Annotated in this window: 20 protein-coding genes; 10 read left to right on the top strand and 10 right to left on the bottom strand. The window is 41.3% G+C overall.

All coding sequences use genetic code 11. The features are described 5' to 3' along the window. Nucleotides 1-319 precede the first annotated feature (319 nt). From D464_RS0102445 to D464_RS0102435, 4 genes are all read left to right on the top strand, one after another. Complete coding sequence (locus D464_RS0102445; RefSeq protein WP_018909990.1) at nt 320-535, top strand: hypothetical protein; 216 nt, start codon at nt 320-322, stop codon at nt 533-535. Between the two features lie 49 nt (nt 536-584). After that, nucleotides 585-2,213 carry a hypothetical protein gene (locus tag D464_RS0102440; protein ID WP_018909989.1) on the top strand — a complete coding sequence of 543 codons (1,629 nt, stop codon included), beginning with the start codon at nt 585-587 and terminating at the stop codon, nt 2,211-2,213. 109 nt (nt 2,214-2,322) lie between these two features. Then, on the top strand, nt 2,323-2,550 hold the full coding sequence (locus D464_RS13595; protein ID WP_154649575.1) for a hypothetical protein: 228 nt from the start codon (nt 2,323-2,325) through the stop codon (nt 2,548-2,550). 70 nt (nt 2,551-2,620) lie between these two features. Beyond that, nucleotides 2,621-3,094, top strand: coding sequence for an HU family DNA-binding protein (locus D464_RS0102435; protein ID WP_018909988.1), 474 nt, complete (start codon nt 2,621-2,623; stop codon nt 3,092-3,094). Between the two features lie 482 nt (nt 3,095-3,576). On the opposite strand, the gene uvrB is transcribed toward D464_RS0102435, so the two are convergent. After that, nucleotides 3,577-5,619, bottom strand: a complete 2,043-nt coding sequence (uvrB, locus tag D464_RS0102430) for an excinuclease ABC subunit UvrB (RefSeq protein ID WP_018909987.1) — start codon at nt 5,617-5,619, stop codon at nt 3,577-3,579. 149 nt (nt 5,620-5,768) lie between these two features. On the opposite strand from uvrB, the gene D464_RS0102425 reads away from it, so the two are divergent. The 4 genes from D464_RS0102425 to D464_RS0102410 all read left to right on the top strand — a co-directional run bounded on the left by D464_RS0102425 (nt 5,769) and on the right by D464_RS0102410 (nt 8,121). Continuing rightward, nucleotides 5,769-6,593 (top strand): outer membrane protein assembly factor BamD, encoded by an 825-nt coding sequence (locus D464_RS0102425; protein ID WP_018909986.1) that lies wholly within the window; start codon nt 5,769-5,771, stop codon nt 6,591-6,593. Between the two features lie 30 nt (nt 6,594-6,623). Then, entirely contained in the window at nt 6,624-6,965 is a 342-nt protein-coding gene (locus D464_RS0102420) for a DNA-directed RNA polymerase subunit omega (protein WP_018909985.1), read from the top strand. Nucleotides 6,966-6,967: 2 nt separating this feature from the next. Continuing rightward, nucleotides 6,968-7,420 carry a DUF4293 domain-containing protein gene (locus D464_RS0102415; RefSeq protein WP_009436011.1) on the top strand — a complete coding sequence of 151 codons (453 nt, stop codon included), beginning with the start codon at nt 6,968-6,970 and terminating at the stop codon, nt 7,418-7,420. Between the two features lie 242 nt (nt 7,421-7,662). Further along, complete coding sequence (locus D464_RS0102410) at nt 7,663-8,121, top strand: GNAT family N-acetyltransferase (protein ID WP_018909984.1); 459 nt, start codon at nt 7,663-7,665, stop codon at nt 8,119-8,121. 187 nt (nt 8,122-8,308) lie between these two features. Here D464_RS0102410 and D464_RS0102405 read toward each other — a convergent pair whose 3' ends face one another. From D464_RS0102405 to D464_RS0102395, 3 genes are all read right to left on the bottom strand, one after another. Further along, complete coding sequence (locus D464_RS0102405) at nt 8,309-9,109, bottom strand: class I SAM-dependent methyltransferase (RefSeq protein WP_026284609.1); 801 nt, start codon at nt 9,107-9,109, stop codon at nt 8,309-8,311. Nucleotides 9,110-9,727: 618 nt separating this feature from the next. Continuing rightward, a complete protein-coding gene (gene nifJ, locus D464_RS0102400; protein ID WP_018909982.1) occupies nt 9,728-13,303 on the bottom strand; it encodes a pyruvate:ferredoxin (flavodoxin) oxidoreductase in 3,576 nt (1,191 codons plus the stop codon). A gap of 49 nt (nt 13,304-13,352) precedes the next feature. Next, nucleotides 13,353-14,537, bottom strand: coding sequence for an ATP-binding protein (locus D464_RS0102395; protein ID WP_018909981.1), 1,185 nt, complete (start codon nt 14,535-14,537; stop codon nt 13,353-13,355). A gap of 156 nt (nt 14,538-14,693) precedes the next feature. Between D464_RS0102395 and D464_RS0102390 the strand changes: the two genes are divergently transcribed. Next, on the top strand, nt 14,694-15,770 hold the full coding sequence (locus D464_RS0102390; RefSeq protein ID WP_018909980.1) for an ATP-grasp domain-containing protein: 1,077 nt from the start codon (nt 14,694-14,696) through the stop codon (nt 15,768-15,770). A gap of 15 nt (nt 15,771-15,785) precedes the next feature. Here the strand turns inward: D464_RS0102390 and D464_RS13590 are convergent, their stop codons facing one another. From D464_RS13590 to rlmD, 4 genes are all read right to left on the bottom strand, one after another. Next, a complete protein-coding gene (locus D464_RS13590) occupies nt 15,786-15,956 on the bottom strand; it encodes a hypothetical protein (RefSeq protein WP_154649574.1) in 171 nt (56 codons plus the stop codon). Nucleotides 15,957-16,076: 120 nt separating this feature from the next. After that, a complete protein-coding gene (locus D464_RS0102385; RefSeq protein WP_018909979.1) occupies nt 16,077-17,213 on the bottom strand; it encodes a porin in 1,137 nt (378 codons plus the stop codon). A 678-nt stretch (nt 17,214-17,891) separates the two neighbouring features. Further along, entirely contained in the window at nt 17,892-18,398 is a 507-nt protein-coding gene (locus D464_RS0102380; RefSeq protein ID WP_024985941.1) for a hypothetical protein, read from the bottom strand. Between the two features lie 169 nt (nt 18,399-18,567). Next, nucleotides 18,568-19,992 (bottom strand): 23S rRNA (uracil(1939)-C(5))-methyltransferase RlmD, encoded by a 1,425-nt coding sequence (gene rlmD, locus D464_RS0102375; protein ID WP_018909977.1) that lies wholly within the window; start codon nt 19,990-19,992, stop codon nt 18,568-18,570. A 207-nt stretch (nt 19,993-20,199) separates the two neighbouring features. On the opposite strand from rlmD, the gene ppdK reads away from it, so the two are divergent. After that, the gene (ppdK, locus tag D464_RS0102370) at nt 20,200-22,923 is read left to right on the top strand and encodes a pyruvate, phosphate dikinase (RefSeq protein WP_018909976.1); all 2,724 of its coding nucleotides are present in this window, start codon (nt 20,200-20,202) and stop codon (nt 22,921-22,923) included. Nucleotides 22,924-23,033: 110 nt separating this feature from the next. On the opposite strand, the gene clpB is transcribed toward ppdK, so the two are convergent. After that, the gene (gene clpB / locus D464_RS0102365; protein ID WP_018909975.1) at nt 23,034-25,622 is read right to left on the bottom strand and encodes an ATP-dependent chaperone ClpB; all 2,589 of its coding nucleotides are present in this window, start codon (nt 25,620-25,622) and stop codon (nt 23,034-23,036) included. A gap of 281 nt (nt 25,623-25,903) precedes the next feature. Next, on the bottom strand, nt 25,904-26,434 hold the full coding sequence (locus D464_RS0102360; protein ID WP_018909974.1) for a DUF5675 family protein: 531 nt from the start codon (nt 26,432-26,434) through the stop codon (nt 25,904-25,906). Nucleotides 26,435-26,496: the final 62 nt, after the last annotated feature.

Genomic DNA, 26,496 nt, shown 5'->3' with positions numbered 1-26,496 from the left:
CGCACCTAGCGTCTAATAACACATTTTTTCTTCTCGCATACGCGCGCGCGAAGCGTGCCGTAACCCCTGTAAACAAAGGACTTCTAAGAGTTTCCTTTGTTCGCTTTTTTATGCCCTTTTTGAAGACCGTTAAAACGCAAAATATAGAATTTAATTCACGTATAAAATCAAACTTACATAGTGTCACAGAGCATCAAGAGGAGGAGATAATTCATTGTTTTAACAACTCTTCTTATGCTTTCGTCTCTCTCTTGAACTCTGTGACACGAAGTAAAGCAAGTGAGAATCATTAATAATAACTATTTTTAAAATCAGGTAAATGGAGAAAACAAATGAAAGGAAAGCCTATTGTGCGCCTCAATGCACGTGGCTTGAACTAACAGAAGACGAATTAATGCGAGGCACATCGTTTGAGAGTACTGGAAGTGGTGGTGGTAGTGGTCACGCTTCAGCAGGCGATAGCGGTGGCTTAAGCGCAAAGTCAAACCCTTTCTTTGAGGAAGAGGATGAGAATGAAGAAACAGGATGGGAATAATAAACAAAGATTTCTTTCCAATTTACAACTAAATTAAAACAGAATGATAATGACTAAGAAAAGTATTTATTTCGGCACACTCTTGTTGACTGCACTTGCCTTTGGCAGTTGCGCCAGCGATGACACTGCCACTGATAAGACAGCAGGCAAAGACACACCAAAGACAGGTACTGTGTTCTCATCAGAGGATGAACCTTCAACCCGAACATCAGCCACTTACACTGGTAGCGGTCTCGATTTCTATTGGACAGCAAACGATAAGATTTGGGTAAAAGATGACAACAATACTTATCACCAAAGCTCAGAAGATGATATTGCTGCCCGCATTGCAGCAGTTCCTGGCAGCACAACAACAGCCAAGGCAAAGTTCTGGGTAAACGGTACTTATACTGGTTCTACACATAAGGTACGTTACACAGGTAATAGCGGAGCCAGTGACAAGGTGATTATCAAGGCTTCGCAAACCCAAAGCACTCCTAATGATGCTGCCCATATTGCAGACGATGGCGACTTTGGCGTAGCTGATGCAACAGGTAGCGGAAAGTACAGCTTCACCTTGAATCATAAGGCAGCGTATGTAACCTTTATGCCTTATACAGCACAAGGAGTAATTGCAGGAGCAAAGCTACAAAAGATTCGCATTTATACCAATAATACATCTGATCAGCTTGCAGGTAAATTCGACTTAGCTGATAATGGAACGTTAAGCAATGGTACAACTACCTCAAACAGCGTAGAACTGAACGTAAACAACTTCTCAATTCCTAATGTTTCAACCTATGCCACCAATGGTGCTACAATGGTTGTAAAGCCTGGCACATATACAAACCTAACGATAGAATACACCTTGCATGATGCTGTAACCAATGTTACGGGAGTTATTACAAAAAACTATCCTTCTGTAACTTTTGATGCTGGTAAGAATACGCCTGTGAAAGCTGACTTAAAAGTTAAGATATATCCTGCTGATCAATATTATATGTGGGATGCACAACAGCATTATTGGGCAGGCTTTGAATGGGATAATCCTAATCCTGCTAAAAGAACCCAACCAACATTAGCCGGACAGCAGAATACAACAGATGCACCACAAAGTACTGCAAATGATTCAGGTCATACCCCACGCGACTTTAATGATATTTGGGGTTGGGATTCTTACTCAGGTGTGATTAGACAGCCAAGTAATTCAGCCGTAGGATTAGTTAACGTTAATGAAATTGTCTGGTATGCAAAGCATGGTGATCCACATTATGACAATAAAACTCTTTGGGGACTAATGGGGCACTTATATGTTGGTGGTATGTGGTTTAAAAAGCAAACAGTGATTGCTGCTGATAATGGAAAACTTCCACAAGATCTGAAAGATAAAGCTCCAGATGGAATCGATTATACACGAACTACAGGAATATATGTTAGTCCTGATTGGATATCTACTCCTTCTGGGATTCCTAATAATTTGACGGACTATTTTTATCTTCCATTTTTAGGGATTTATACTAAAGGTAAGTTTACTATGGATGTTGGTGCTTTTCTAACTTGTTCCCCCACTTTGGATAATTCTCTGGGAATGTATGACTTGGAAGTCATGCCTAATTTAATATTATTATCATCGCATAACAGGTATAGTGGTTCATCCCTTTTCAGAAGTTCTAATGAGGATGAGTATCGCCCATTCTAAATATTAAGGTGGTTGTCTTTCTTATATCAAGGCAACGGTCTTTATATAATGAAGTGTGAGGTCTTGGTCTAAGGAATAGAAATGGGTTGATTAAATGAAAGCTAGTTGGATGATAAAAGTAAGTAAATCTTATGGTATTAAGCTATCCATGCTGTGTGGACAGAAGAGAGTATCTGTCCATACAAAAGTGGTAGGCTTGCGGATACTTATTGATTACTTTTTGTACCCAGCGAACAACTACAATCGTACCCAGCGAATGGGTAGGGGGGCTACCCAACGGGCAGGGTACGATGCTACCCAGCAGCTGGGTACAAGACGACCCAACCGCTGGGTATAAAACACATGAAAAAAGACATCAAAATGATGTTGATATATTAATCTAATGTTTAATTAAAAACCAAATCAAAATGATTGAATTCAAAGTTGCGCCTCGTAAGGCGACAATGGGAAAAATGAAGGGCAAGACGGTGTATATCGCTGTACCGAAAGGTCAACAGAAGATTTCTCCCGAAATGGTGTTGGAACGCATTGTTCGTGAAACGTCATTGACAGAGGGTGATGCTCGTAATGTGATTATCACATTGCGTAACCTAATCCTTGAATGTGCACGCATGGGAACAGGATTAGACCTCGGTGACATCTTCTCTTTGCGTGTGAACGTTCCCTCGAAGATGGAAGAAAACGAGAAGGATGTATGCGCCAAGAGCCTCAAGGCTCCGAGGCTAACATTGACCTGGAAGAGTTCGGTGCGCAAGGCATTAAAGGAGCTGCAGGTGGATGTGGATAATCCTGCGCGGAAGAAAGGAAAGAAACCGGAAAACCCCGACCCTTCTCCGAAAGAAAAGGAGAATAAAGAAGAGAATGGACCAGTAGCAGGTTAGGAAAGAAAGCCTCCCCAAGCCCCTCTTAGGGGATGTTCTTATTGGATATAGTTTGAAACAACTAGAGATATGTGAGCGGATTAAGGACATCCCCTCCTTCGGAGGGGCTTGGGGAGGCTTCTTTAGGGTCGGCTTTCTTTTTTACCACGGGAGCATTTTAGATTGATTCAGGGTATCAATCGTTCTGTAATAAGACAATCGATTATATTAATTGTGAAATTAATGTCTTTCAAAACTAGTGTATTAATTTGGTTCTCTCGCTTCCGTGGCACGGCCTCACCCCCAGCCCCTCTACAGAGAGGGGGCGTCTAACGGGGTGGGGCTTTTGTGTGAGACAGAAGAACATGGGATTTAGAGACATAATGACAAAGAGACATATTTTTCAATGACATAAGTTTTGGAGACAGAGTAACATATTAAGGCAATATGTTCGTGTGTTACTCTGTCTTTAAAGTATGATATTCTGTCTAAGGATATTGTGTTTATTTTGTTTCGAGCTGCTTTTGCAGTCGGATAATCTCATCACGATATTGTGCAGCTTGTAAGAAGTCGAGGTCTTTCGCAGCTTGTTTCATAAGGGATGTTGTATTGGCAATACTCTTCTCTAATTGCTCTTTCGTCATCCGCATAACGATAGGATCGGCTGCAAATGCCATTGATTGTGTAGGTTCGGTATATATGCCTTTCGCTCCTTTAGCAAAGGGTATTGTTTGTGCCGTTGTAGAGCGTCCAGTTGTTGGCAAAGTATCCTTAATCGCCTTGACAATTTGCTTTGGTGTGATGTGATGTTCCTCGTTGTATTTGAGCTGTTTTATGCGTCTCCGCATTGTCTCATCAATGGTTCGCTGCATACTTTCGGTTATGTTATCCGCATACATGATAACCTTTCCGTTTACGTTGCGGGCTGCACGTCCGGCTGTCTGCGTTAGACTTCTATGACTACGGAGGAATCCTTCTTTATCCGCATCAAGTATGGCGACAAGCGATACTTCCGGGAGATCAAGTCCTTCACGCAGTAGGTTCACACCAACAAGGACATCATATAGTCCTGCTCGCAAATCATTGATGATTTTGACGCGATCAAGACTGGCAATGTCACTATGGATATAGGCTGTTCGGATATCATGATTGAGTAAGTATTCCGTCAATTCCTCCGCCATTCGCTTTGTTAAGGTTGTTACCAATACTCGTTCCTCCTTTTCTGCACGAATAACAATCTCGTTCATTAAATCATCAATCTGATTCTCTGAAGGACGAACCTCAATCTCTGGATCAAGTAATCCTGTCGGTCGAATCACTTGTTCAACAACAACTCCTTCTGATTCTTTCAACTCATAGTCAGCAGGTGTTGCAGACACATAGATAATTTGATGAATCAGGTTATGGAACTCTTCAAACTTTAATGGTCGGTTGTCAAAAGCCGCAGGTAAACGGAATCCATATTCTACAAGGTTTGTCTTACGCGCTCGGTCACCACCGTACATTGCCGAAATCTGAGGTACACTTACATGGCTCTCATCAATGACCATCAGGTAATCTTTAGGGAAGAAATCAAGTAGGCAATAAGGTCGCTGTCCAGCCTTTCTACCATCGAAGTAACGCGAATAGTTCTCAATACCGGAACAATGACCAAGTTCCTTAATCATTTCAATGTCATATTCAACCCGCTCCTTTATGCGTTGTGCCTTGATATTGTCCCCCAGTTGAGTAAAGAAGTCAACTTGCTTTACCATATCATCCTGTATCTGACGAATGGCACCTTCTGTCTGTTCTTTTGATGTAACAAAGAGATTTGCAGGATATAACTCATAATCATCAAAGGTGGCAATTCTATGGAATGCTATTGGGTCAACTTCTTCGATAGTGTCAATCTCATCGTCCCACCAAGTAATGCGCAAGATATTGTCATTATAAGCCATTGCAATATCGACAGTGTCTCCTTTTACTCGGAAGTTTCCGCGTTGTAAATCAATATCATTTCGCGTGTATAAGGAATCAACGAGGCGTCGTAAAAACTCATTTCGATCGATGATTTGCCCTTTCTTGATATGGATGACATTCTCCTTCATTGCGATTGGAGCACCCATACCATATATACATGAAACAGATGAGACAACAATTACATCCTTGCGACCTGATAATAGAGAAGAAACAGCAGAAAGTCTTAGCTTGTCTATTTCGTCATTTATAGCAAGATCTTTCTCAATGTAAACATCGGTTGTTGGTAAGTAAGCTTCAGGCTGGTAATAATCATAATACGAGACATAATATTCCACAGCATTCTCTGGGAAAAACGCTTTCATTTCCTCGTAAAGTTGGGCTGCTAGAGTCTTGTTATGTGATAAGATAAGCGTTGGCTTATTCACGTTTGCAATCACATTGGCTACAGTAAACGTCTTACCTGATCCCGTTACTCCTAATAAAACTTGGCTTTTATCTCCACGTTCTAAACCCTCGGTCAATTCCTTAATGGCCTCAGGCTGATCACCCGTAGGGTTATATTTTGATGTTAATTTGAAGTTCATTATATCTGTAAAAAGGAGAACAATCTTTGGATGCAAAGGTACGAAAATCAAGTGATAGTATCTCGTTAATAGTGATTTTTTGCTAAAAAAGCAAAGTGCCTTTGTGTATTTATAGAATAATATGTAACTTTGCATTTCAAAATTAATATATGAAGAAGAGTTTTTTAATAGGCATTTGTGTTGCTTTGCTCTTAACAAGTTGTGCTCATGAATATAATCAGGTCTACAAGACAACTGATAGCAATTATAAGTATGAGTTCGCTAAAGAGTGTTTCGCAAAGGGTAAATACGGCTTTGCTGTACCCTTGTTACAGGATCTTGTAACAATAGAAAAGGGTACTGATAATGCAGAGGAATGCCTTTATATGTTGGCAATGGGTGAATATGGATTGAAGGACTATGAAGCAGCTTCAGAGACTTTCAAGAAGTATTACCAAACTTATCCACGTGGAAGGTATGCCGAAATGGCATCCTTTTATATTGGTCAGAGCCTTTTTGAGGGTACACCAGAATCACGTCTTGATCAAACTCCTACAATTGCTGCAATTGCTGCTTTCCAAGATTATTTAGATATTTTTCCAGAAGGGAAGATGAAGAGTACAGCTCAACAACGCCTCTTCGATTTGCAGGATAAACTTATTCGTAAGGAGTATCTGAATGCAAAGCTTTATTATAACCTCGGTTCATATTTTGGTAATTGTACCAGTGGTGGCAATAATTATGAGGCATGTATCATTACAGCTCAAAACGCTTTGAATGATTATCCTTATAGTAATCTTCGTGAAGACTTTTCTATCCTAATCATGAAGAGTAAATATGAGTTAGCACAGATGAGTGTTGAGTCAAAGAAGTTACAGCGTTATCAAGATGCGGAAGATGAATGTTATGGTTTCATCAATGAATACCCTAATTCGAAAGAGCGCAAAACTGCCGAGGATTACATAAAGAAATGTAAGCAGATAACAAAAGACTAGAAATAAAGACTTAAAAATATAATAATTAGAATGGATTACAAGAAGTCAAAAGCACCGTCAAATACGGTAACCCGTGATGTTCAAGAACTTTGGAAGGGTACAGGTAATATTTATGAGAGTGTTGCAATTATTTCTAAAAGAGCGAATCAGATTTCTGCTGAGATAAAGCAAGACTTGAGTAAGAAACTTGCAGAGTTTGCTTCTTATAACGACTCTCTCGAAGAGGTTTTTGAGAATCGTGAGCAGATAGAAATTAGCCGCTATTATGAGAAGTTGCCTAAACCAACATTGTTGGCTACGCAAGAGTTCTTAGATGGTAATGTTTATTGGCGTGATCCTTCTAAGGAGGCACAAGAAGAGGAAGAATTGTAATCATGATACAAAGGAAACAAACAATCTTCTTGTTTCTGGCATTGATAGTAACGCTTGCCTGTCTTTGCCTACCGATTGGTAGTTTTGAACCGCAAGGAATGGGGGCTGATAATCAGTTGATGAATCTTTGGCTTACTGATGCAAACGGAGGAAGGAACTTTAATGTTTGGGCATTGTTCGCTATACTTTTAGTTACTTGCCCAATAGATTTGTTTGCAATTTTCGACTATCACAATCGTAAGCGTCAAGCTCGTTTCTGCTTGTTTTCTATGTTGATGATTATTGGGTGGTATGTTGTATATGGCGTATTCAGCCAGGTGTTAATGACTGGGTTTACTTTCCATATAGAATTTGCAGCATGTTTACCACTGATTGCATTTATACTTTTATGGTTGGCTCGTCATGCTATTCTTGCTGATGAGGCTTTGGTAAGAGCAGCTGATAGAATAAGATAATAGCATTTTATCATAATATAATATGGTATCAAAGGCATACTTTAAGTAGCTTTTGATACCATATTTTTTATTTGATTCTTTGCAAGCAAGTCTAAGAAGCTAATAACTCTGTCAGGGATACAACGCCTATACCTATGTGGAACAGATATACCTACATTGCAGTGATAGTATTAAAAGCAAAGCGATACTTGTGTTTCAAGCAATTTGTATATCTTTGCAATATAACCGAAACTTTTAACGAGATGAAGGATATTAGTATCGAAAAGGGAATAAATAAAGACAATGCCTTGCTTTTATGTGAATGGTCCAATAAACAAGGAAAAGAGTTCCAGGAGCAATGGATGGGTTCCAAAATCTCTTACCCGTTGAACTATGGCAAAATACAGGGGTTGGAGAATGTATTTTCGATATTCAACAAAGGGGAATTTATCGGAATGATACAAGAAGTACGAATTGATAAGGAGAACATACACATAGGTAGATTTATAATAGCCCCCCGGAAAACAGGATTGGGTTTGGGCACAGCGGCACTAAAAAGATTTATAGATTTCCTTTTTGAGGATGATAATATTAAAAGTATTTCCCTTACAGTCTTTGATTTCAACCAAACAGCAAAGAGGATTTATGAGAAACTCGGGTTTGAAATCAATGAAGTAATTGAGACTCCAAGGCTGAAATACATTATGAAGAAATACAGGTAATTCCGAGTTTATCTAACGCCATACAACAAAGTAGTTTAAGAAAGAATCAATCAATTTATCCGATAAACAACGGCACTTGAAACAGACTAAACAGAAAGAACTTGCTCTGTATTTAATGGAGCAAGTTCTTTATACCTCACGACTTTTTCTCAATAGTCATGCCTTTTCTTTCTTGTTAAATGTTCCTTCATCTTGGAGGTTTTATGGCAACAACAGAAAACAGTATTGGTATCTCGCCACTCTTTTCTGCAATTTTGAACGTTCCGTTCTTTTCAGCAATCATATTACCGAATAAGTTGAAAGGCGAGTAATCATACTCTCCGAAGGACTTTATCTGCAAACCATTACTGAGCAAACCATTCAGCACTACAGCCAGCCCGTGATTCCACGTAACGGTCTTTTGCCGATTGTCATTTTCCGAATCTGTGTAGGTCTCTTCTTCCACAACGTAAGGTTCTTTGCGCGAATAAGCATATCGGACTTGAGAAAAATCTTCATTGAACATCCATAATACGGGGTGAAATTCCACGATAATGAACCTTCCACAGTCTTTCAGCATTTGTGAAATCACCTGCCCCCATTGGGTTAAGTCGGGCAACCAATTAATAACACCGTAAGATGTATATACAACATCAAACTGTTGCCCTTGCAGCACGGCAGGAGCATCGTAGATGTTGCAGCAGTGGAATTGCGCATTCAGACCTAATTCCTCGTTCAACGACTTTGCCGTTTGTATAGCCTCTTCCGAGAAATCTATTCCCACAACATTGGCTCCCAACTTCGATAAGGAAAGTGTATCCATGCCGAAATGGCATTGTAGATGCAGAATGGACTTACCCCGAATATCGCCCAGTAAAGATAAATCCAAGTCAGGAATGGACTTTACCTCTCTTTTAAACTTGTCCAAGTTGTAAAATGAAGAATGCAAATGAATTTTTGTTCTTGCATTCCACGCTCCTTTGTTTATCTTATAATAATCTTCTATCATTTATTTCCTATTGATTTGTTATTTATTACCTTTTCCTCGACGTTGAAATCTATCCATAAAGAAGAATGTGGAAAACAAACTTAGTACGGTTAGAACAGTGTCAATGGCTACCCATAGAACCATTTGCGAAAGGGATAAAACTATTACCTTAGTATTATATAGTTCTTCCGTTTTAGTTTGTACAACATTATATAAGCCAAATATTTGATTTCCAGCTGTAAAGATACAAAAATACAACGAGGTTACCAACTTTTTACAGACTTCTCTTATCCCGAGTTCGAGTTAATACGCTTTGACGAAAGTATATATTGTGAGGCACAATAGTACATTTCGTGGGGCACAAAAGTATATATTGTCACGGACACGCAATGCGTATTTAGTTGAAGAATGAAGGCTTGAAAGATTATTGAAAACGAATAGTAAGAAAGGTGCAATAAGAAACGCAAAAAAGAGTTCGCGAACTTTGTAAAAAGTCCTTTGTGAATCGGTTGAATGGTCGTGATAAGCAACAAGTTATGTTGAATGAAAAAGAGGAGTTTTCTCTATCATAGAGAAACTCCTCTTTTAAAGTGTTATATAGTGTAATTAACTCTATATCTTCATTTTTCAAAGAAGGTTTTATGCCTCCTCGCTCCAGTCTTCCTTGGTCTTGCGAACATAGCTCTTGTAACGGAGCTTAGCCATATCCTCACAAGCCTTGAAGAGTTCTTGACCCTCGTTTGGATAAGCTTTGAGGACAGAGAGGAAGCGAACCTCACTGTGAAGGAACTCTTGGAACTTGTCCCAATCTGGAGCCTTAGAGTCGAGAGAGAATGGGTTCTTGCCTTCTTCTGCCAACTGTGGGTTATAACGCCAGAGATGCCAGTAACCACAAGCAACAGCGTTAGCCTCCTGAGCCTGGCTGCGACCCATACCACCCTTAATCTTCAAACCATGGTTGATACATGGAGAATAAGCGATGATGAGGGATGGACCCGGATAAGCCTCTGCCTCACGAATAGCCTTTAAGGTCTGTGCGTTGTCAGCACCCATAGCAACCTGAGCTACGTAAACATAACCGTATGTAGTTGCCATCAGACCGAGATCCTTCTTGCGGACACGCTTACCCTTAGCTGCGAACTGAGCGATAGCACCGAGTGGGGTAGACTTAGAACTCTGACCACCAGTGTTTGAGTAAACCTCAGTATCGAGTACTAAGATATTAACGTCTTCACCAGAAGCGATAACGTGGTCGAGACCACCATAACCGATATCGTAAGAAGCACCGTCACCACCAATAATCCACTGGCTGCGCTTAACGAGATAGTGGTCGAGAGTCTTCAACTCTGCACATACAGGGCAACCCTTTGCTGCACCAGCCTCGATTAATGGCTTCAACTTAGCTGCTGCAACCTTAGAAGCATCAGCGTCGTTCATGTTGTTAAGCCATTCTTGAGCTGCTTCCTTGAACTCTGCAGATACATGATCGTCTGCCATAGCACCATTAAGGAGCACTACGATGCGCTCACGCATCTTCTTGTTACCCATTGCCATACCCATACCGAACTCGCAGAAGTCCTCGAACAATGAGTTGTTGAATGCAGGACCATGACCTTCCTCATTAGTTGTGTAAGGAGTAGAAGGTACTGACGCAGAGTAGATAGAAGAACAACCTGTTGCGTTAGCAATCATCTCACGATCACCGAAGAGCTGTGAAACGAGCTTAACGTATGGTGTCTCACCACAACCAGCACATGCACCAGAGAACTCGAACAAAGGTTGAGCGAACTGAGAGTTCTTAGCGTTTGACTTGATGTCTACCAAGTTCTGCTTGCTCTTAACGTTCTTAACAAGATAATTCCAGTCAGCTGCACGACGTGTTGCTTCCTCTTCACCTGCAACAAACTGTGTCATTGACAATGCCTTGTTACCCTTCTTACCTGGGCAAACATCAGCACAGTTGCCACAACCTGTACAGTCGAGAACTGATACCTCGATGCGGAATTGCATACCTTTGAGCTGCTTTGGAGCAAGGATGTCAAGTGTTGGCTCATTGAAGCCAGCCTTCTCTGCCTCATCCAAAACGAATGGACGGATACAAGCGTGAGGACAAACGAATGCACACTTGTTACACTGAATACAATTCTCAGCATCCCATGCAGGAACGAAAGCAGCTACACCGCGCTTGTCGTAGGCTGCAGTACCAACTGACCATGTACCATCTACGGTGCCATGATTAACGAAGTCAGAAACCTTCAAGAGGTCACCTGCCTGTGCATTCATTGGACGAACGAGTTCCTTAACGAATGCTGGAGCGTCGTCAACCTTAGCTTCATCGTCTGGAAGGTTAGCCCATGCTGGGTCAACGGTCAATTGTTTGTACTCGTTACCACGGTCAACAGCAGCGAAGTTCTTGTCTACAACATCCTGACCCTTCTTGCTATAACTCTTAACGATGAACTTCTTCATCTGGTCTACAGCAAGGTCGAGAGGGATAACCTCTGTGATGCGGAAGAATGCAGACTGTAGGATGGTGTTTGTACGATTACCAAGTCCAATCTCCTGAGCAATCTTTGTTGCGTTGATATAGTAAACGGTAATATTGTTCTTAGCGAAGTAACGCTTTACCTTATTAGGAATAAAGTGTACGAGTTCCTCACCCTCAAAGATAGTATTCAGCAAGAATGTACCGTTCTTACGTAAACCACGTGTTACGTCATACATGTTCAAGTAAGCTTGAACGTGGCAAGCAACGAAGTTAGGAGTATTTACCTGATAGGTAGAACGGATTGGGCTATCACCGAAACGGAGGTGAGAACAGGTGAAACCACCTGACTTCTTAGAGTCGTAAGAGAAATAAGCCTGGCAGTGCTTATCTGTGTTGTCACCGATAATCTTTACTGAGTTCTTGTTAGCACCAACTGTACCGTCAGCACCCAAACCATAGAACTTAGCCTCGAACATGCCTTCACCACCCAATGGAATCTCTTCAACCTCTGGAAGAGAAGTGAAGGTTACGTCATCAACGATACCTACTGTGAAATGATCCTTTGGCTCTGGCAACTCTAAGTTGTTGTAAACAGCGATAATCTTAGCCGGTGTTGTATCAGCAGAACCAAGACCATAACGACCACCAACGATCAGTGGCTTGTTCTCAACATCATAGAATGCACTCTTAACATCGAGGTACAATGGCTCACCCTCTGCACCAGGTTCCTTTGTACGATCAAGTACTGCAATACGCTTAACAGACTTTGGAACTGCAGCGAGCAAGTGCTTAACAGAGAATGGACGATAGAGGTGTACAGCAATCATACCAACCTTCTTACCCTGAGACATCAAGTAGTCGATAGCCTCACGAGCTGCCTCTGTAGCTGAACCCATCAAGATGATAATGTTCTCTGCATCCTTAGCACCATAGTAATCGAAGAGGTGATGCTCACGACCAGTAATCTTGGTCAATTCGTTGAGATAGTGCTCAACAACCTCTGGAACGTTCTCGTATGCGCTGTTAGATGCCTCACGATGTGTGAAGAAAGTCTCTGGGTTCTCAGCTGTACCACGTACAACTGGGCGCTCTGGAGTCATTGCACGGTCGCGGAAACGCTTAACGTCTTCCTCGTCAACCAATGGGCGGATATCCTCCTGATCAAGGCACTCAATCTTATGATACTCGTGTGATGTTCGGAAACCGTCGAAGAAATTGATGAAAGGTACTGATGTCTTCAATGAAGCAAGGTGAGGAACAGCAGAGAGATCCATTACTTCCTGTACAGAACCAGAACAGAACATAGCGAAGCCTGTCTGACGGCAAGCCATTACATCCTGGTGGTCACCGAAGATACAAAGAGCGTGACTTGCGAGTGTACGTGCTGAAACATTGAATACACATGGCAAAAGTTCACCGGCAATCTTGTACATGTTAGGAATCATCAAGAGAAGACCCTGTGATGCGGTGAAGGTTGTCGTGAGAGCACCAGACTGCAGCGAACCGTGTACGGCACCAGCTGCGCCACCCTCTGACTGCATCTCCTGTACACTAACAGTCTGACCCCAAAGGTTCTTACGACCACGTGCTGACCACTCATCAACGTGTTCAGCCATAGGAGATGATGGAGTGATAGGATAGATAGCAGCTACCTCTGAGAACATGTAGCTCACGTGAGCAGCGGCCTCGTTACCATCACAAGTGATAAACTTCTTTTCTTTAGCCATTTTGAAATTTATTAAATGAAAATTGTTTTATAATGTTTTTGGTCTTTTTCTAATAAAGAAATCCCATTAACCAAAGTGGTACTTGGTTACCTTTCCCAACTTCAGTATTATATTTTGCGTAGATAGTGTCATTGCTGAATCGAATCTTGTTATTCTCAGCATCACACACTTTAAATTTATGCTTTTGATTGACAATGTAAGTTCCTTGCTTGCCTCCTTCATTGATAACACAAGTTTCTTGCATTGTATTAACAAAGAAAGTCTCCATAAGTTGTTGCTGTTCCACCTGGATAGGATAGATTGCATACATCAGATTTGGATTCTGTAGCATCACCTTCGATGGTTTCTTGGGGAACTCCTGCCCAACAGGATAAACCAAATTAATAAGTCTAGCATCAGTAAGATTTTTGATGTAATTCATCACAGTTGCACGACTTGTGTTTATTTCTTTTGCAAGGTTACTGATGTTGGGAGCTTTTGTTCCTTCAAGTGCCAAGAGGTAAAAGAGCTTCTTTATCTTAGTCAGATACTTTAACTCTATTTGCTTGATGAGTAAGATATCAACCTCAGTCATCATATTCATCGTCTTCAGCAGGTTCTCTGAAAAGTTGCGATGTTCTAAAAAGAAAGGGTAAAAACCATGATGAAGATAGTCAAGAAAATACTTTGTCGGACTAACTTTAGATAAGATTTGATTGGTAATCTCCTCGTGGTTATTTAGAATCTCTTCTAATGAGTAAGGCTTAAGTTGTAATCCTGTTTGTAAATTTAAAAACTCTCGAAAGGAGAAGCCACGTAGATTATAGCTTTTAACGATACTATTTAGTTCTGGATTCTCTTCTTTTAGTCTCATTACGCTTGACCCTGTAAAGACAATCTGTAAATTGGGGTAATTATCATAACATCGCCGTAGTTCACGACTCCAATCAGGCTGCTTAAATACTTGATCAATCAACAGAACCTTTCCTCCATTACGATAAAACTCTCCAGCGAAGTCCGCAATTCCTCTACTTTGAAAATAGAAGTTATTCATATTAACATAGAGACATTGCCTGTCTGTAGAACTATAACGCTCCTTTGCATATTGTAGCAAGAATGTTGTCTTTCCCACGCCTCTTGTTCCTTTGATACCTATTAGTTTGTCGTTCCAATCTATCTCATCCATGAGGCAACGACGAACAGGGGCATTTGTATGCTCCACTAGGTATGAGTGAGTACGAAAGAATGCGTCCATCTTGTTCCTGTTGTGTATCTATTATAATGTACATGCAAAGTTACAATTATTTCTTTGATTTGCAAACTCTATATAGCAAAAAATGTTATTTAAAGGCATTTATTTTGTATTACATTTGGTTTAATGTAACTTTGCATGACGTAAAAATAAAGTACGATGACACTACATATATTCAATCCAGAACACGATATTGCATTAGCTTATGATAATAAGTACTTTACAGCCCCCCATGCAGGTAGGCAAATGAGGCATGATTTGGATTATTTGCCAGTTCTATGGGCTAAAGATGGAGATTATATTTTAGTAGAGAATGTCAATTCTGCCCGAATCCATGCTCGACGCTTTATGAGTTATGGTCAGCAAGTTCATTTTATAGATAGTGATAATATAGAACAGATTATTGATGAAGTGAAAGAAGTAATGCCATGGGGTTGGGATTCTGCAATCAAGTTCCAGTTGGAGCAATTAGGGATTAAAGCTAACGTATTACCCACGGATGAGAAACTATCAGCAATTAGAGAACTTAGTAATCGGGAGTATGCTTCACACGTTTTGCGTGAATTGCGAGAGTTGTTAGATGAGGATATATTAATAGGTGAATCGTTTTGTGCAAGGAATGTAGCAGAACTTACTTCTCTCTTAGAGAAAATTGATAAGGCTGTTATAAAAGCTCCATGGAGTAGTAGTGGGAGGGGTGTTCGTTATATTGATACAATGATCGAACCTGCAATACTTAATTGGGCAAACAACGTTATCAAGCAGCAAGGAAGTATTATGGTTGAGCCTTATTATAACAAGGTGAAAGACTTTGGGATGGAGTTTATTGCGGATAAAGATGGTGTTCATTATGTAGGCTTATCAGTGTTCCATACAATGAATGGGGCATATATAGGCAATAGTCTTGAGAAAGAAGAAGTTAAACAAGAACTCCTCTCTGCCTATATTCCAATACCAGTGCTAAATAATATAGCACAGGCGTTAGAAACTCTACTGTCGAAACAGCTAACAGGCATTTATTATGGAGCATTAGGTGTTGATATGATGATTGTAGCTAATGGGAGTAGGGAAGACGTTGGTTTTAAGTTACATCCTTTAGTTGAGATTAATTTGCGTCGCACAATGGGGCATGTAGCCTTATCTCTTTCGAATAAAAAGAGCTTCCAACATAAGATGATGCGCATTGATAATGACGGCTCGCACTATCATCTTCATATCGTACATAAAGAAAGGTAATGTGATCTAAGGTTTCTAATTGTTGTATATCCACCACACAAGGTATAATATCCCAATAGCGGCGATTGTTCCTATGAACTTCATTATCTGGTTGAACTTGTGTCTACGGCGTGCAGCTTTCGAAGATCCATTATTGTGAAAGCCTGCTCTATGATTAGAATGTTGGTGATGGTGTTCAGTTGTCATCTTTTCTGGTTCTCTTTTTAATGTGTATTCCTTATAGTATCCACTTTAGTCATTATGGATAGATTGCAAAGGTATGATAAAATACGGACATGTACGAACATATCCGTATTTTATTGTCTATCAGAAGCGGAAACTTAATTCCACATCAAACATAGAATAATTAGGATTAGCCTGTAGTGCGTGTTGTGATCTATCATGTACATAAGAATAGATGCCACTCAAAGCTAAGTTCTTTGTAAATTCATAATCAAGACCAATATCATATTGAGTACGCTGCTTTTGTGCGCCATCCGAAGGCTGATACATATCATATCTTGCCTTTGCATGCAACTTGTTAGGGATGATAGGAGCGATAACCAGTGCATATACACCTTGTGCCTTATTACCATCTGCACTGAGGCTGCAATCCTTTGCAGCTGCATCATCCGTGTTACTTAAAGACTTAGCAAAGGCATAACCCGTAGAATGGATATACTCAGAACGCAATGTCCAATCATTCGCTTTATATTCAGCTGAGAAAGCATAACGACGTTGCTGCAATTTACGTACACCGCTTTGTGCGATACCCGCATTATCAGTCCATGTGCCTTTTCTTGCGTATGAGCCCGTCCAACCGAACCATCCTAAGCGTAAACCATTAACGGGCATAACCCATACACCACCGATGATATTCTTCTGTTGGTCAACATCCTTAGTATTAATACCTTGACCATTGAATACGCCTACCTGATAGTGAACAAGGTTGCGCCCCGCGTTATTCTTTAGGAAGTCACCTTGCACTTGAATACCAATATCACGCCCATTTGAAGGGTGCGCACCTGCTCTGTCAGAGAAACTAGCTAACTTCAATACACTTTGTGCAACACTCATGAAGCCCTGATCGATAGGGTGAATAGGGTTATCGAATGTAAATGGATTCTTGAATTGTCCCAACTTTACTCGGAAATAATCGTACTTCTGCCACTCGGCAAAGAGATCAACTACACGAGGTGAAGCACCCAAGGTAGAAGTATTGCCGTTTACTTGTAATTGTGCTTTCCAATACCAATCGTCTAATATGCGACCGTCTAAAGACACACGACCTAATCGAAGATTAAAGCTGTTCGACTTGCTCGTCTTACCGTTGTGCATACCATTGTATTGATATTGAACGATTCCGAAGCCAGATAACTTTACATTGTTTATCCACTTCTGCCCTTGCGCATAACTTATGATGCTACTAAACATCAATGCTGCTAAGATAATTGTTTTTCTCATAAATTGTATATTTTAGGTGAGATAAGAGCTGATGTAATGATACTTAGAGTATTAATGCTGCAAAGATAGTGCTTTATCGGGTAAGTGCAAAATAATATCCTGGTTTTCTCTCTATGTCATTGTCTAATCATTCCCTACCTTATTCTATATACTGCAAAGCTGATAAGCTTTGTACAACAAGATTGGTATAATCTGATGTTATATTATCTATCAGACCCCATCATAAGTATATATCCTATCAATGATAACTAATCAATAGTCTTTTATACAAGCGTGTATAATCAATTATACAGACGTGTATAACTAATTATACAAACGTGTATAATATCGTACTCTAACTTAGAGTATGACAGGATATATACTATCTATGCGACAGGACTTGTATTATCAGTTGATGATGCTTCCTAGTTTGGCGAGATTCCTCCTTATTATATTAGCAGAATCCATAGACACTCTTTGTGTAAGTCTACTGGATAATTAAACGCAAATGGAGATTCTGTGCTGGAAAGATATACACTGAATCTTTATTGGATATGCCGAGCTTGTGACAACGTGATAAGCTCATTAATCACGACGTTAGATTAGGCAAAGAGAAAGAGAGTGTATCGCACAGGTTAAGTCCTGCGATACACTCTCTTATATTGATAAATTAATTCGTAGTTGTTGTTGGTATGCTATTTACTTTAAATTAATAACGGATGATAATGCTGTGGAATATTTAAAGTAGAAGTCTTTGTAGACGGTGGCATCCGATAGGGGATTACCATTGCGATTGATTTCCTGCTTCTTTAAGATAATGTGATACTTATTGGGTACTAAGTTGGAGATCGTGTATTGTATGTCGTATTTGCAAGTACAATTTGTGTCTTCTGTAGATTGTTCTATCAATATTATAGTGCTACTCCCGTCAGTATTCATTTGGGTTTTGATTAGGGCATCGCATGCCAGTGTTGCATTATGGTGTTCGAGAGTCATCTTTCCTTCACCTAATGCTTTTAAAGCAAGATACTCTTTCCCTTCTCCACCTGATAGATTGTTTGCTCTAGCTAAAGTGGGGCTTGTTTTACATCCTGTATTCGTAGAGTTGGTTAAAGTAGGAATAGGACTTTGAATCTCTGAATGATTGCTACATGCTAGCATTGTTGCTAAGGAAAGTGTTGCCATCAGATAGTTAATGATTTTCATAATGAATAACAGCTTAGTTAATAATAATAGTTTATGTGTTTTGCAAATATAGTTTTTTTATTTAAACTAATTGATGTTTTGTTTTTATTTAACAAGATAAGATACCTCTTAACATACGAGAAGAGCCTCCATTCGGAAAGAAAGGAGGCTCTTCTATATTCGAGTATAATTATCGCTTTTCTAATAGCACAACATTTTCAACGTGTGGCGTGTGTGGGAACATATCAACGGGTTGAACGGCGGCTACCTTATAATCTGCATCAAGCAAAGCTAAATCTCGTGCTTGTGTTGCAGGATTACAACTGACGTAAACAATGCGTTTAGGACTTGCTCCGAGGATGACGTTAACAACGTCAGGGTGCATACCAGCACGTGGTGGGTCAGTGATGATAACATCAGGGCGACCATGCTTCTGGATAAACTCTTCGGTGAGAATATCTTTCATATCGCCAGCATAGAAGAGCGTATTATCAATGTTATTGACGTTGGAATTGACCTTTGCATCTTCAATCGCTTCGGGTACATACTCGATACCAATCACCTTACGAGCTTTCTTAGCAATGAAGTTGGCTATTGTTCCCGTCCCTGTGTAGAGATCGTAAACAAGCTCATCTCCCGTAAGATTGGCAAATTCTCTAGCAACAGAATAGAGATGATAAGCCTGTTCGGTGTTCGTTTGATAGAAACTCTTTGGACCCACCTTGAACTTCAGGTCTTCCATCGTTTCAAAGATATGGTCATTACCCTTATAAAGCGTTAGTTTTAAGTCGTTGAAGGTATCGTTCCCCTTCTGATTATCGACATAGAAAAGAGAGGTTATTTGTGGGAATTTCTCAGCAATATGCTGCATGAGAGCTTTTGCTCGCTCGTCATCTCCCTCTTCATCGTAATGGAATTGTACGAGCAACATCCACTCACCAGTATTAGAGTTACGAAGCATGAGGTCGCGTAATAAACCATGTTGAGCGCGAATGTCATAGAATGTCATCCCCGTTTCTAAAGCATAGTCGCGAATATCATTGCGTATCTCATTACAAAGATTATCCATGAGCCAGCACTTCTCGATAGGGTAAATCTTATCGAAGCTGCCCGTTATATGGAATCCAATGGCACCACCTGAAAGCCCGACACCTTCAGGTAATGCAGCTAATTCTTCGGCGGTGTACCAACGTTTATTAGCACAACCAAACTCTAGTTTATTGCGATATTCCTTTGTGTGGACAGAACCCATGATAGGGCGGAACTCGGGAAGTTCAACCTTTCCAATGCGGCTCAGTTGATCATAAACCTGCTGCTGCTTTGCCTTTAATTGTTCGCTATAAGGTAAGTTCTGCCATTTACATCCGCCACAGATACCAAAGTGTTCGCACATAGGTTCTTCGCGCACATTGCTCTTGCTGATAAATTGAATGACCGTAGCCTCACAATAACTACGTTTCTTCTTCCGAACTTGTAAGTCGACAACGTCACCAGGAACAACAAATGGAACAAAGACAACCTTGTCTTCAACGTGTGCAACACACTTTCCTTCGGCAGCAACTGCCTCTATTGTGACATTCTCAAATATAGGAAATGGCTTTCTCTTTCTACTCATAAATTGTTTTGTATTTGGCTGCAAAGTTACTAAAAAAATCTAGTATGCGTCGTTGTGCCTATCTTTATTGTGGTATGTGTGTCCGCTAACAAGATGAAAATGTAAGGTAGAGATTACATTATTCATAGAAAAGTTTGTCACTTTACCTAATTATTGGTATATTTGCACGTAGAGATAAATAACTAAAATACATTATCAATTATAATTATGAGCGAAAAAAGAGTTTATACCTTCGGTAATGGTAAGGCAGAAGGTAAGGCTGACATGAGAAATCTCCTCGGTGGTAAAGGAGCTAATCTTGCAGAAATGAATCTTATCGGTGTTCCTGTTCCTCCAGGTTTCACCATTACTACCGATGTATGTAACGAGTATTTTGAGAAAGGTAAAGAGACTGTAGTAGGCTTATTGAAAGCAGAAGTTGAGAGTAGCGTTAAGCATATCGAAGCTCTTATGAACTCTAAGTTCGGCGATCCTTCTAATCCTCTTTTAGTCAGTGTACGTTCTGGTGCACGTGCATCAATGCCTGGTATGATGGATACAATCCTTAATCTTGGTCTGAACGATGTTGTTGTAGAGGGATTGGCAAAGAAGACGGGCAATGAGCGTTTCGCTTACGATAGCTATCGTCGCTTCGTACAGATGTATGGTGATGTCGTATTAGGCATGAAACCAGTAAATAAGGAAGACATTGACCCATTTGAGGCTATTATTCAGCAAGTAAAGGCACAGCGTGGTATCAAACTTGATAACGAAATGACAGTTGAAGAGTTGAAGCAACTGGTGACTTTATTTAAGAATGCTATTAAAGAACAGACAGGGCAGAACTTCCCTGACGATCCAATGGAGCAGCTTTGGGGTGCAGTATGTGCCGTGTTTGATTCTTGGATGAATGAGCGTGCTATTCTTTATCGTAAGATGGAGGGCATTCCACAAGAATGGGGTACAGCCGTTACGGTTATGGCAATGGTCTTTGGAAACATGGGTGAAACATCAGCTACAGGTGTTTGCTTCTCTCGTGATGCAGCTACTGGTGAAAATTGTTTCAATGGTGAGTATCTTATCAATGCACAGGGCGAAGATGTTGTAGCTGGTATCCGTACACCACAACAGATTACAAAGGAAGGTTCATTGCGTTGGGCAAAGCAACAGAATGTTGATGAAGAAACTCGTCGTAAGAAGTTCCCTTCAATGGAAGAAGCTATGCCAGAGTTATATGCTCAGTTGTATGCTCTTCAAGATAAGTTGGAGAAACATTACCACGATATGCAGGATATGGAGTTCACCGTACAAGAGGGTAAACTCTGGTTCCTACAGACTCGTAATGGTAAGCGCACAGGTACTGCAATGGTGAAGATAGCCATGGACTTGCTTCACGAAGGTGAGATTGACGAAAAGACAGCTCTTTTGCGTTGTGAACCAAATAAACTTGATGAACTTCTCCACCCAGTATTCGATAAGGAAGCACGCGCTCAAGCACATGTATTGACACGTGGCTTGCCAGCTTCACCAGGTGCTGCTTGCGGTCAGGTTGTATTCTTTGCTGATGATGCAACAAAGTGGCATGAGGATGGTCACCAAGTAATTATGGTGCGTATTGAGACATCTCCAGAGGATCTCGCAGGTATGTCAGCAGCTGAAGGAATCTTAACAGCTCGTGGCGGTATGACTTCACACGCAGCAGTTGTTGCCCGTGGTATGGGTAAGTGCTGTGTCAGTGGTGCAGGTGCAATTATGGTTGATTACAAGGCTCGTACTGTTGAGATTGATGGAACAATCATTCGTGAAGGTGATTACATCTCATTAAATGGTTCTACTGGTGAGGTTTATGCAGGTGAAGTGAAGACACGCCCAGCAGAGGTAACTGGCGACTTTGCCGAGTTAATGGATCTCTGTAAGAAGTATAGTAAATTGGTTGTACGCACCAATGCTGATACTCCACACGATGCAGAGGTTGCAAGCAACTTTGGTGCTGTTGGTATCGGTCTTTGTCGTACAGAGCACATGTTCTTCGAGAATGAGAAGATAAAGGCTATGCGTGAGATGATTCTCGCAGATAGCACAGAGGATCGTGAGAAGGCTCTCGATAAACTATTGCCTTATCAGAAACAAGACTTCTATGGTATCTTGAAGTGTATGGATGGTATGCCAGTGAACATTCGTTTGCTTGACCCACCATTGCACGAGTTCGTTCCTCATGATCTAAAGGGTCAAGAGATTATGGCTCAAGAGATGGGTGTAAGCGTTCAGTTCATCCAGAGCCGTGTAAGTTCTCTGTCAGAGCATAATCCAATGTTAGGACTTCGTGGTTGTCGTTTGGGCAATACATTCCCTGAGATTACAGCCATGCAGACAAAGGCTATCCTCGGTGCTGCTATCCAGTTGAAGAAGGAAGGCTTTAACCCAATGCCAGAGATTATGGTTCCATTGGTTGGTATCGTAAATGAGCTTGATATACAGGAGCACATCATTCGTAAGACAGCTGATAAGCTCTTCAAGAAAGAAGGTGTAGAGGTTCCATTCAAGGTGGGTACGATGATTGAGATTCCTCGTGCTGCTCTAACTGCCGACCTCATCGCGCAGAAAGCAGAATACTTCAGCTTTGGAACAAACGACTTGACTCAGATGACCTTCGGTTATAGCCGTGACGACATTGCTAGCTTCTTGCCAAGCTACTTGGAAAAGAAGATTCTTGATGTTGACCCATTCCAGGTTCTTGATCAGAAGGGTGTTGGTCAACTTATCCAGATGGCTGTTGAGAAGGGGCGTAAGACACGCAAGAACCTCAAGTGTGGCATCTGCGGTGAGCATGGCGGTGAGCCAAGTTCTGTCAAGTTCTGCCATCATGTAGGACTCAATTACGTTAGCTGCTCTCCATTCCGTGTGCCAATTGCAAGACTCGCAGCGGCACAAGCAGCGGTGGAAGAAATGTAGTAATTTGCTAAAATTCAATATGTTAGGCGGTATACCACGTATTTACGTAGGTATCCCGCCTATTTTTTATAAAAAAGGGAGCGTATCAATAAGACACACTTCCTCTGATATTAGTTTCTAAATACTAAGCCCTCGCCAAAGCAATCGATGATGACTGGCTTGTCACGATTGACAGTACCTGCAAGCAATGACTTACTGAGGTCGTTCAATACGTAACGTTGGATAGCACGTTTAACAGGTCGTGCACCAAACTCTGGATTGTAGCCAACATCTGAAAGATAGTTGATGGCTGGGTCGGTCCATTCGAGATTGATACCCTGTGGTTCCAACATCTCCTTAACTCTTTCGAGTTGCAGACGAACAACACCACCAATCTGCTCTTTTGTCAATGGCAAGAACATGATAGTCTCGTCGATACGGTTGAGGAACTCAGGACGAATAGTCTTCTTCAGCATATCCATTACTGCAACCTTTGCCTTGTCGATTACTTCCTCACGATTCGTATCGTTAAGATGTTCAAACTGTTGCTGGATATATTGCGAACCAAGGTTAGACGTCATGATGATGATTGTATTCTTGAAGTTCACCGTGCGACCCTTATTATCTGTCAATCGACCATCGTCCAATACCTGTAAAAGAATATTGAATACGTCTGGATGTGCCTTCTCTATCTCATCAAAGAGTACAACAGAGTAAGGTTTGCGACGTACAGCCTCGGTCAACTGACCACCCTCATCATAGCCTACATATCCTGGAGGCGCACCGATGAGTCGAGTTACACTGAACTTCTCTTGATACTCACTCATATCAATTCGTGTCATCATAGACTCGTCATTGAAGAGATAATCTGCCAACGCCTTTGCCAACTCCGTCTTACCGGTACCTGTTGTACCCAAGAAGATAAACGAAGCAATTGGCTTTTTCGGGTCTTGTAAGCCAGCACGTGAACGACGAACAGCATCTGCCACGGCTGTGATAGCCTCATCTTGACCAATGACACGCTTGTGTAGTTCATCCTCCAAGTGGAGCAGTTTATCTTTCTCACTCTGTAACATTCGTGTGACAGGAATCCCCGTCCAGCGACTTACCACCTCGGCAATATCATCCGCTGTAACCTCCTCGCGCACCATTGCTTGCCCATCTTGTGTAGCTTGCAACTGCTGTTGAATATTCTTGATATCATCCTCCAGTTGTTTCAAACGAGAGTAACGAATCTCTGCAACACGTTCGTAATTACCCTCACGCTCGGCACGATCAGCCTCATACTTGAGCTGCTCAATCTCTTGCTTGTCCTGCTGAATTTTATTCACCAGCCCACGTTCTCCTTCCCACTTAGCACGGAAACTATGTTCCTGCTCTTTGAGTTCAGCGATTTCCTTGTCGAGTTGTGCAATCTTTTCTGTATCGTTCTCGCGCTTGATAGCCTCACGCTCAATCTCAAGTTGTTTCAAGCGACGAGTAATCTCATCTAATTCCTCTGGAACAGAATCACGCTCCATACGCAGTTTTGCAGCAGCCTCATCCATCAAGTCGATAGCCTTATCAGGTAAGAAACGGTCTGATATATACCGTTCAGAAAGCTTTACAGCTGCGATACAAGCATCGTCCTGAATACGTACCTTGTGATGGTTCTCGTATCGTTCCTTCAATCCACGAAGAATGGAGATAGCGTCCAATTCGTCTGGTTCATCTACCATAACTGTTTGGAAACGACGCTCAAGAGCCTTATCTTTCTCAAAATATTTCTGGTATTCATTCAATGTCGTTGCACCAATAGCTCTCAACTCGCCACGTGCCAAAGCTGGTTTCAAAATGTTTGCAGCATCCATGGCACCTTCGCCACCACCAGCACCAACAAGTGTGTGAATCTCATCAATGAAGAGAATGATATTACCATCAGCCTGCATCACTTCCTTAACAACACTCTTCAATCGCTCCTCGAACTCACCTTTATATTTAGCACCAGCCAACATCGCACCCATATCCAATGAGTAGAGTTGCTTGTCCTTTAAGTTTTCTGGTACATCACCACGAACGATTCTCTCTGCTAAGCCCTCAACAATAGCCGTCTTACCAGTACCTGGCTCACCAATGAGAATAGGGTTATTCTTTGTACGACGAGATAGAATCTGCAATACTCTTCGAATCTCCTCATCACGACCAATCACAGGGTCGAGTTTTCCTGCACGAGCATCTTCTATAAGGTTGCGTGCATATTTCTGCAGCGACTGATAATTCTCATCACCACTTTGCGACTGCACCTTCTGACCTTGTCTAAGATCATTAATTGCAGCTGTCATTTCTTTCTCTGTGCAACCTGCATCTTTCAATATCCGACTTGCTGTGGAATTTACAGCCAACAGAGCGAGCAACATCGGTTCAATGCTTACAAACTCATCGCCCATCTTCTGCGAAATATCCATCGTGCGCTGCATTACCTGATTGGTTTCAGAAGAGAGGTAAGGTTCACCACCAGACACTTTCGGTAAGTGGCTCATCTCATTCTGAATGGCACTCTGAACAGCTTGTGCGTTCACACCTAATTTCTGGAAGACGTAATTAATCACGTCCTTTCCCTTTTCCATCACACCAGCCAAAATATGCACTGGCTCAATGGTTTGCTGCCCATTTCGCTGTGCAATATTTATCGCACTCTGAACAGCCTCTTGCGCTTTAATTGTAAATTTATCAAATGTCATTCTTCAAATCTCCTTTCTTATTTTCTTATCGTTCCTCTAATCATTCCTAATCAGGCGTTTTCAATCACCTAATTATTTATAATCAGCCTCCCGATTATTCTTACTTTTTTTACTAATTCTGTAACCCATTATCTCAAATGATATGCCTATGAAAACAAAGTGACAGAATGGCGGAAATAAACGATAGAATGACAGTGTCGTTGGTGGGGGTATCTCACTAATCACTCCCCTCTCCACTCGGAGAGGGGTTGGGGGTGAGGCTGTAGGGGTTGGGGGTGAGGCTACTTCACCGTCACAAACACCCTTTCTCCTTTCGCTATTGCCTCCGTCATCATCTTAACGAGTGTCAGCACGCAGCGGGTAGAGTCGAGCACATAGCCTTTGCGGCGGTTGAAACCGAGGAGGATACAGCCTTTCGTATCTTCTGGCTTATTCCCCGGATGAATTCTTATCCCCTCAAATCCCTTCACGTTCATCAGCAGCGGCAGCCATCGTCCGAACCGTCGGCTGCGTGTGATGAGGATGCGGTAACGCCCCGTGGGGATAGCTGTTTTCCCAATTATTTTATGCCTGCGGATGAGTGTCAGCGGCATCTGAGAAGTCAGCTTTCTCGCTGTTGGCTCCATCGTATTGCAGAACCATTCGGGCATAGCCTTTTCTTCATTAACTATTTTTTTAGGCACATCTATTTCTTTATCGTTAGCTGGTGTAGGCATACTTTTCTTTTCATTTCCAGCCTGTTCGGGCAGAATATAGAGGTTTCCTATTGTGTACCCTTCTTTAAAGGCGGTACGTCTGATGATTATTTCCATTGCAGTAGTGATTATATGGTTAGACCTTAATGTAATATGTAATTGTAATAATGTAATTTCTT

The sequence above is a fragment of the Prevotella veroralis DSM 19559 = JCM 6290 genome (assembly GCF_000377625.1).
Classification (GTDB): Bacteria; Bacteroidota; Bacteroidia; order Bacteroidales; family Bacteroidaceae; genus Prevotella; species Prevotella veroralis.
This window is presented reverse-complemented; position numbering and strand designations above follow the sequence as displayed.

Bases quoted from the DNA above. Each gene is read 5' to 3' on its own strand.
- ppdK (WP_018909976.1), top strand. From the start codon at position 20,200: ATGAGCGAAAAAAGAGTTTATACCTTCGGTAATGGTAAGGCAGAAGGT.
- D464_RS0102445 (WP_018909990.1), top strand. From the start codon at position 320: ATGGAGAAAACAAATGAAAGGAAAGCCTATTGTGCGCCTCAATGCACG.
- clpB (WP_018909975.1), bottom strand. From the start codon at position 25,622: ATGACATTTGATAAATTTACAATTAAAGCGCAAGAGGCTGTTCAGAGT.
- D464_RS13595 (WP_154649575.1), top strand. From the start codon at position 2,323: ATGATAAAAGTAAGTAAATCTTATGGTATTAAGCTATCCATGCTGTGT.
- D464_RS0102390 (WP_018909980.1), top strand. From the start codon at position 14,694: ATGACACTACATATATTCAATCCAGAACACGATATTGCATTAGCTTAT.
- D464_RS0102435 (WP_018909988.1), top strand. From the start codon at position 2,621: ATGATTGAATTCAAAGTTGCGCCTCGTAAGGCGACAATGGGAAAAATG.
- D464_RS0102380 (WP_024985941.1), bottom strand. From the start codon at position 18,398: ATGAAAATCATTAACTATCTGATGGCAACACTTTCCTTAGCAACAATG.
- D464_RS0102415 (WP_009436011.1), top strand. From the start codon at position 6,968: ATGATACAAAGGAAACAAACAATCTTCTTGTTTCTGGCATTGATAGTA.
- D464_RS0102395 (WP_018909981.1), bottom strand. From the start codon at position 14,537: ATGGACGCATTCTTTCGTACTCACTCATACCTAGTGGAGCATACAAAT.
- nifJ (WP_018909982.1), bottom strand. From the start codon at position 13,303: ATGGCTAAAGAAAAGAAGTTTATCACTTGTGATGGTAACGAGGCCGCT.
- D464_RS0102440 (WP_018909989.1), top strand. From the start codon at position 585: ATGACTAAGAAAAGTATTTATTTCGGCACACTCTTGTTGACTGCACTT.
- D464_RS0102385 (WP_018909979.1), bottom strand. From the start codon at position 17,213: ATGAGAAAAACAATTATCTTAGCAGCATTGATGTTTAGTAGCATCATA.
- D464_RS0102405 (WP_026284609.1), bottom strand. From the start codon at position 9,109: ATGATAGAAGATTATTATAAGATAAACAAAGGAGCGTGGAATGCAAGA.
- D464_RS0102425 (WP_018909986.1), top strand. From the start codon at position 5,769: ATGAAGAAGAGTTTTTTAATAGGCATTTGTGTTGCTTTGCTCTTAACA.
- rlmD (WP_018909977.1), bottom strand. From the start codon at position 19,992: ATGAGTAGAAAGAGAAAGCCATTTCCTATATTTGAGAATGTCACAATA.
- D464_RS13590 (WP_154649574.1), bottom strand. From the start codon at position 15,956: ATGACAACTGAACACCATCACCAACATTCTAATCATAGAGCAGGCTTT.
- D464_RS0102410 (WP_018909984.1), top strand. From the start codon at position 7,663: ATGAAGGATATTAGTATCGAAAAGGGAATAAATAAAGACAATGCCTTG.
- D464_RS0102420 (WP_018909985.1), top strand. From the start codon at position 6,624: ATGGATTACAAGAAGTCAAAAGCACCGTCAAATACGGTAACCCGTGAT.
- uvrB (WP_018909987.1), bottom strand. From the start codon at position 5,619: ATGAACTTCAAATTAACATCAAAATATAACCCTACGGGTGATCAGCCT.
- D464_RS0102360 (WP_018909974.1), bottom strand. From the start codon at position 26,434: ATGGAAATAATCATCAGACGTACCGCCTTTAAAGAAGGGTACACAATA.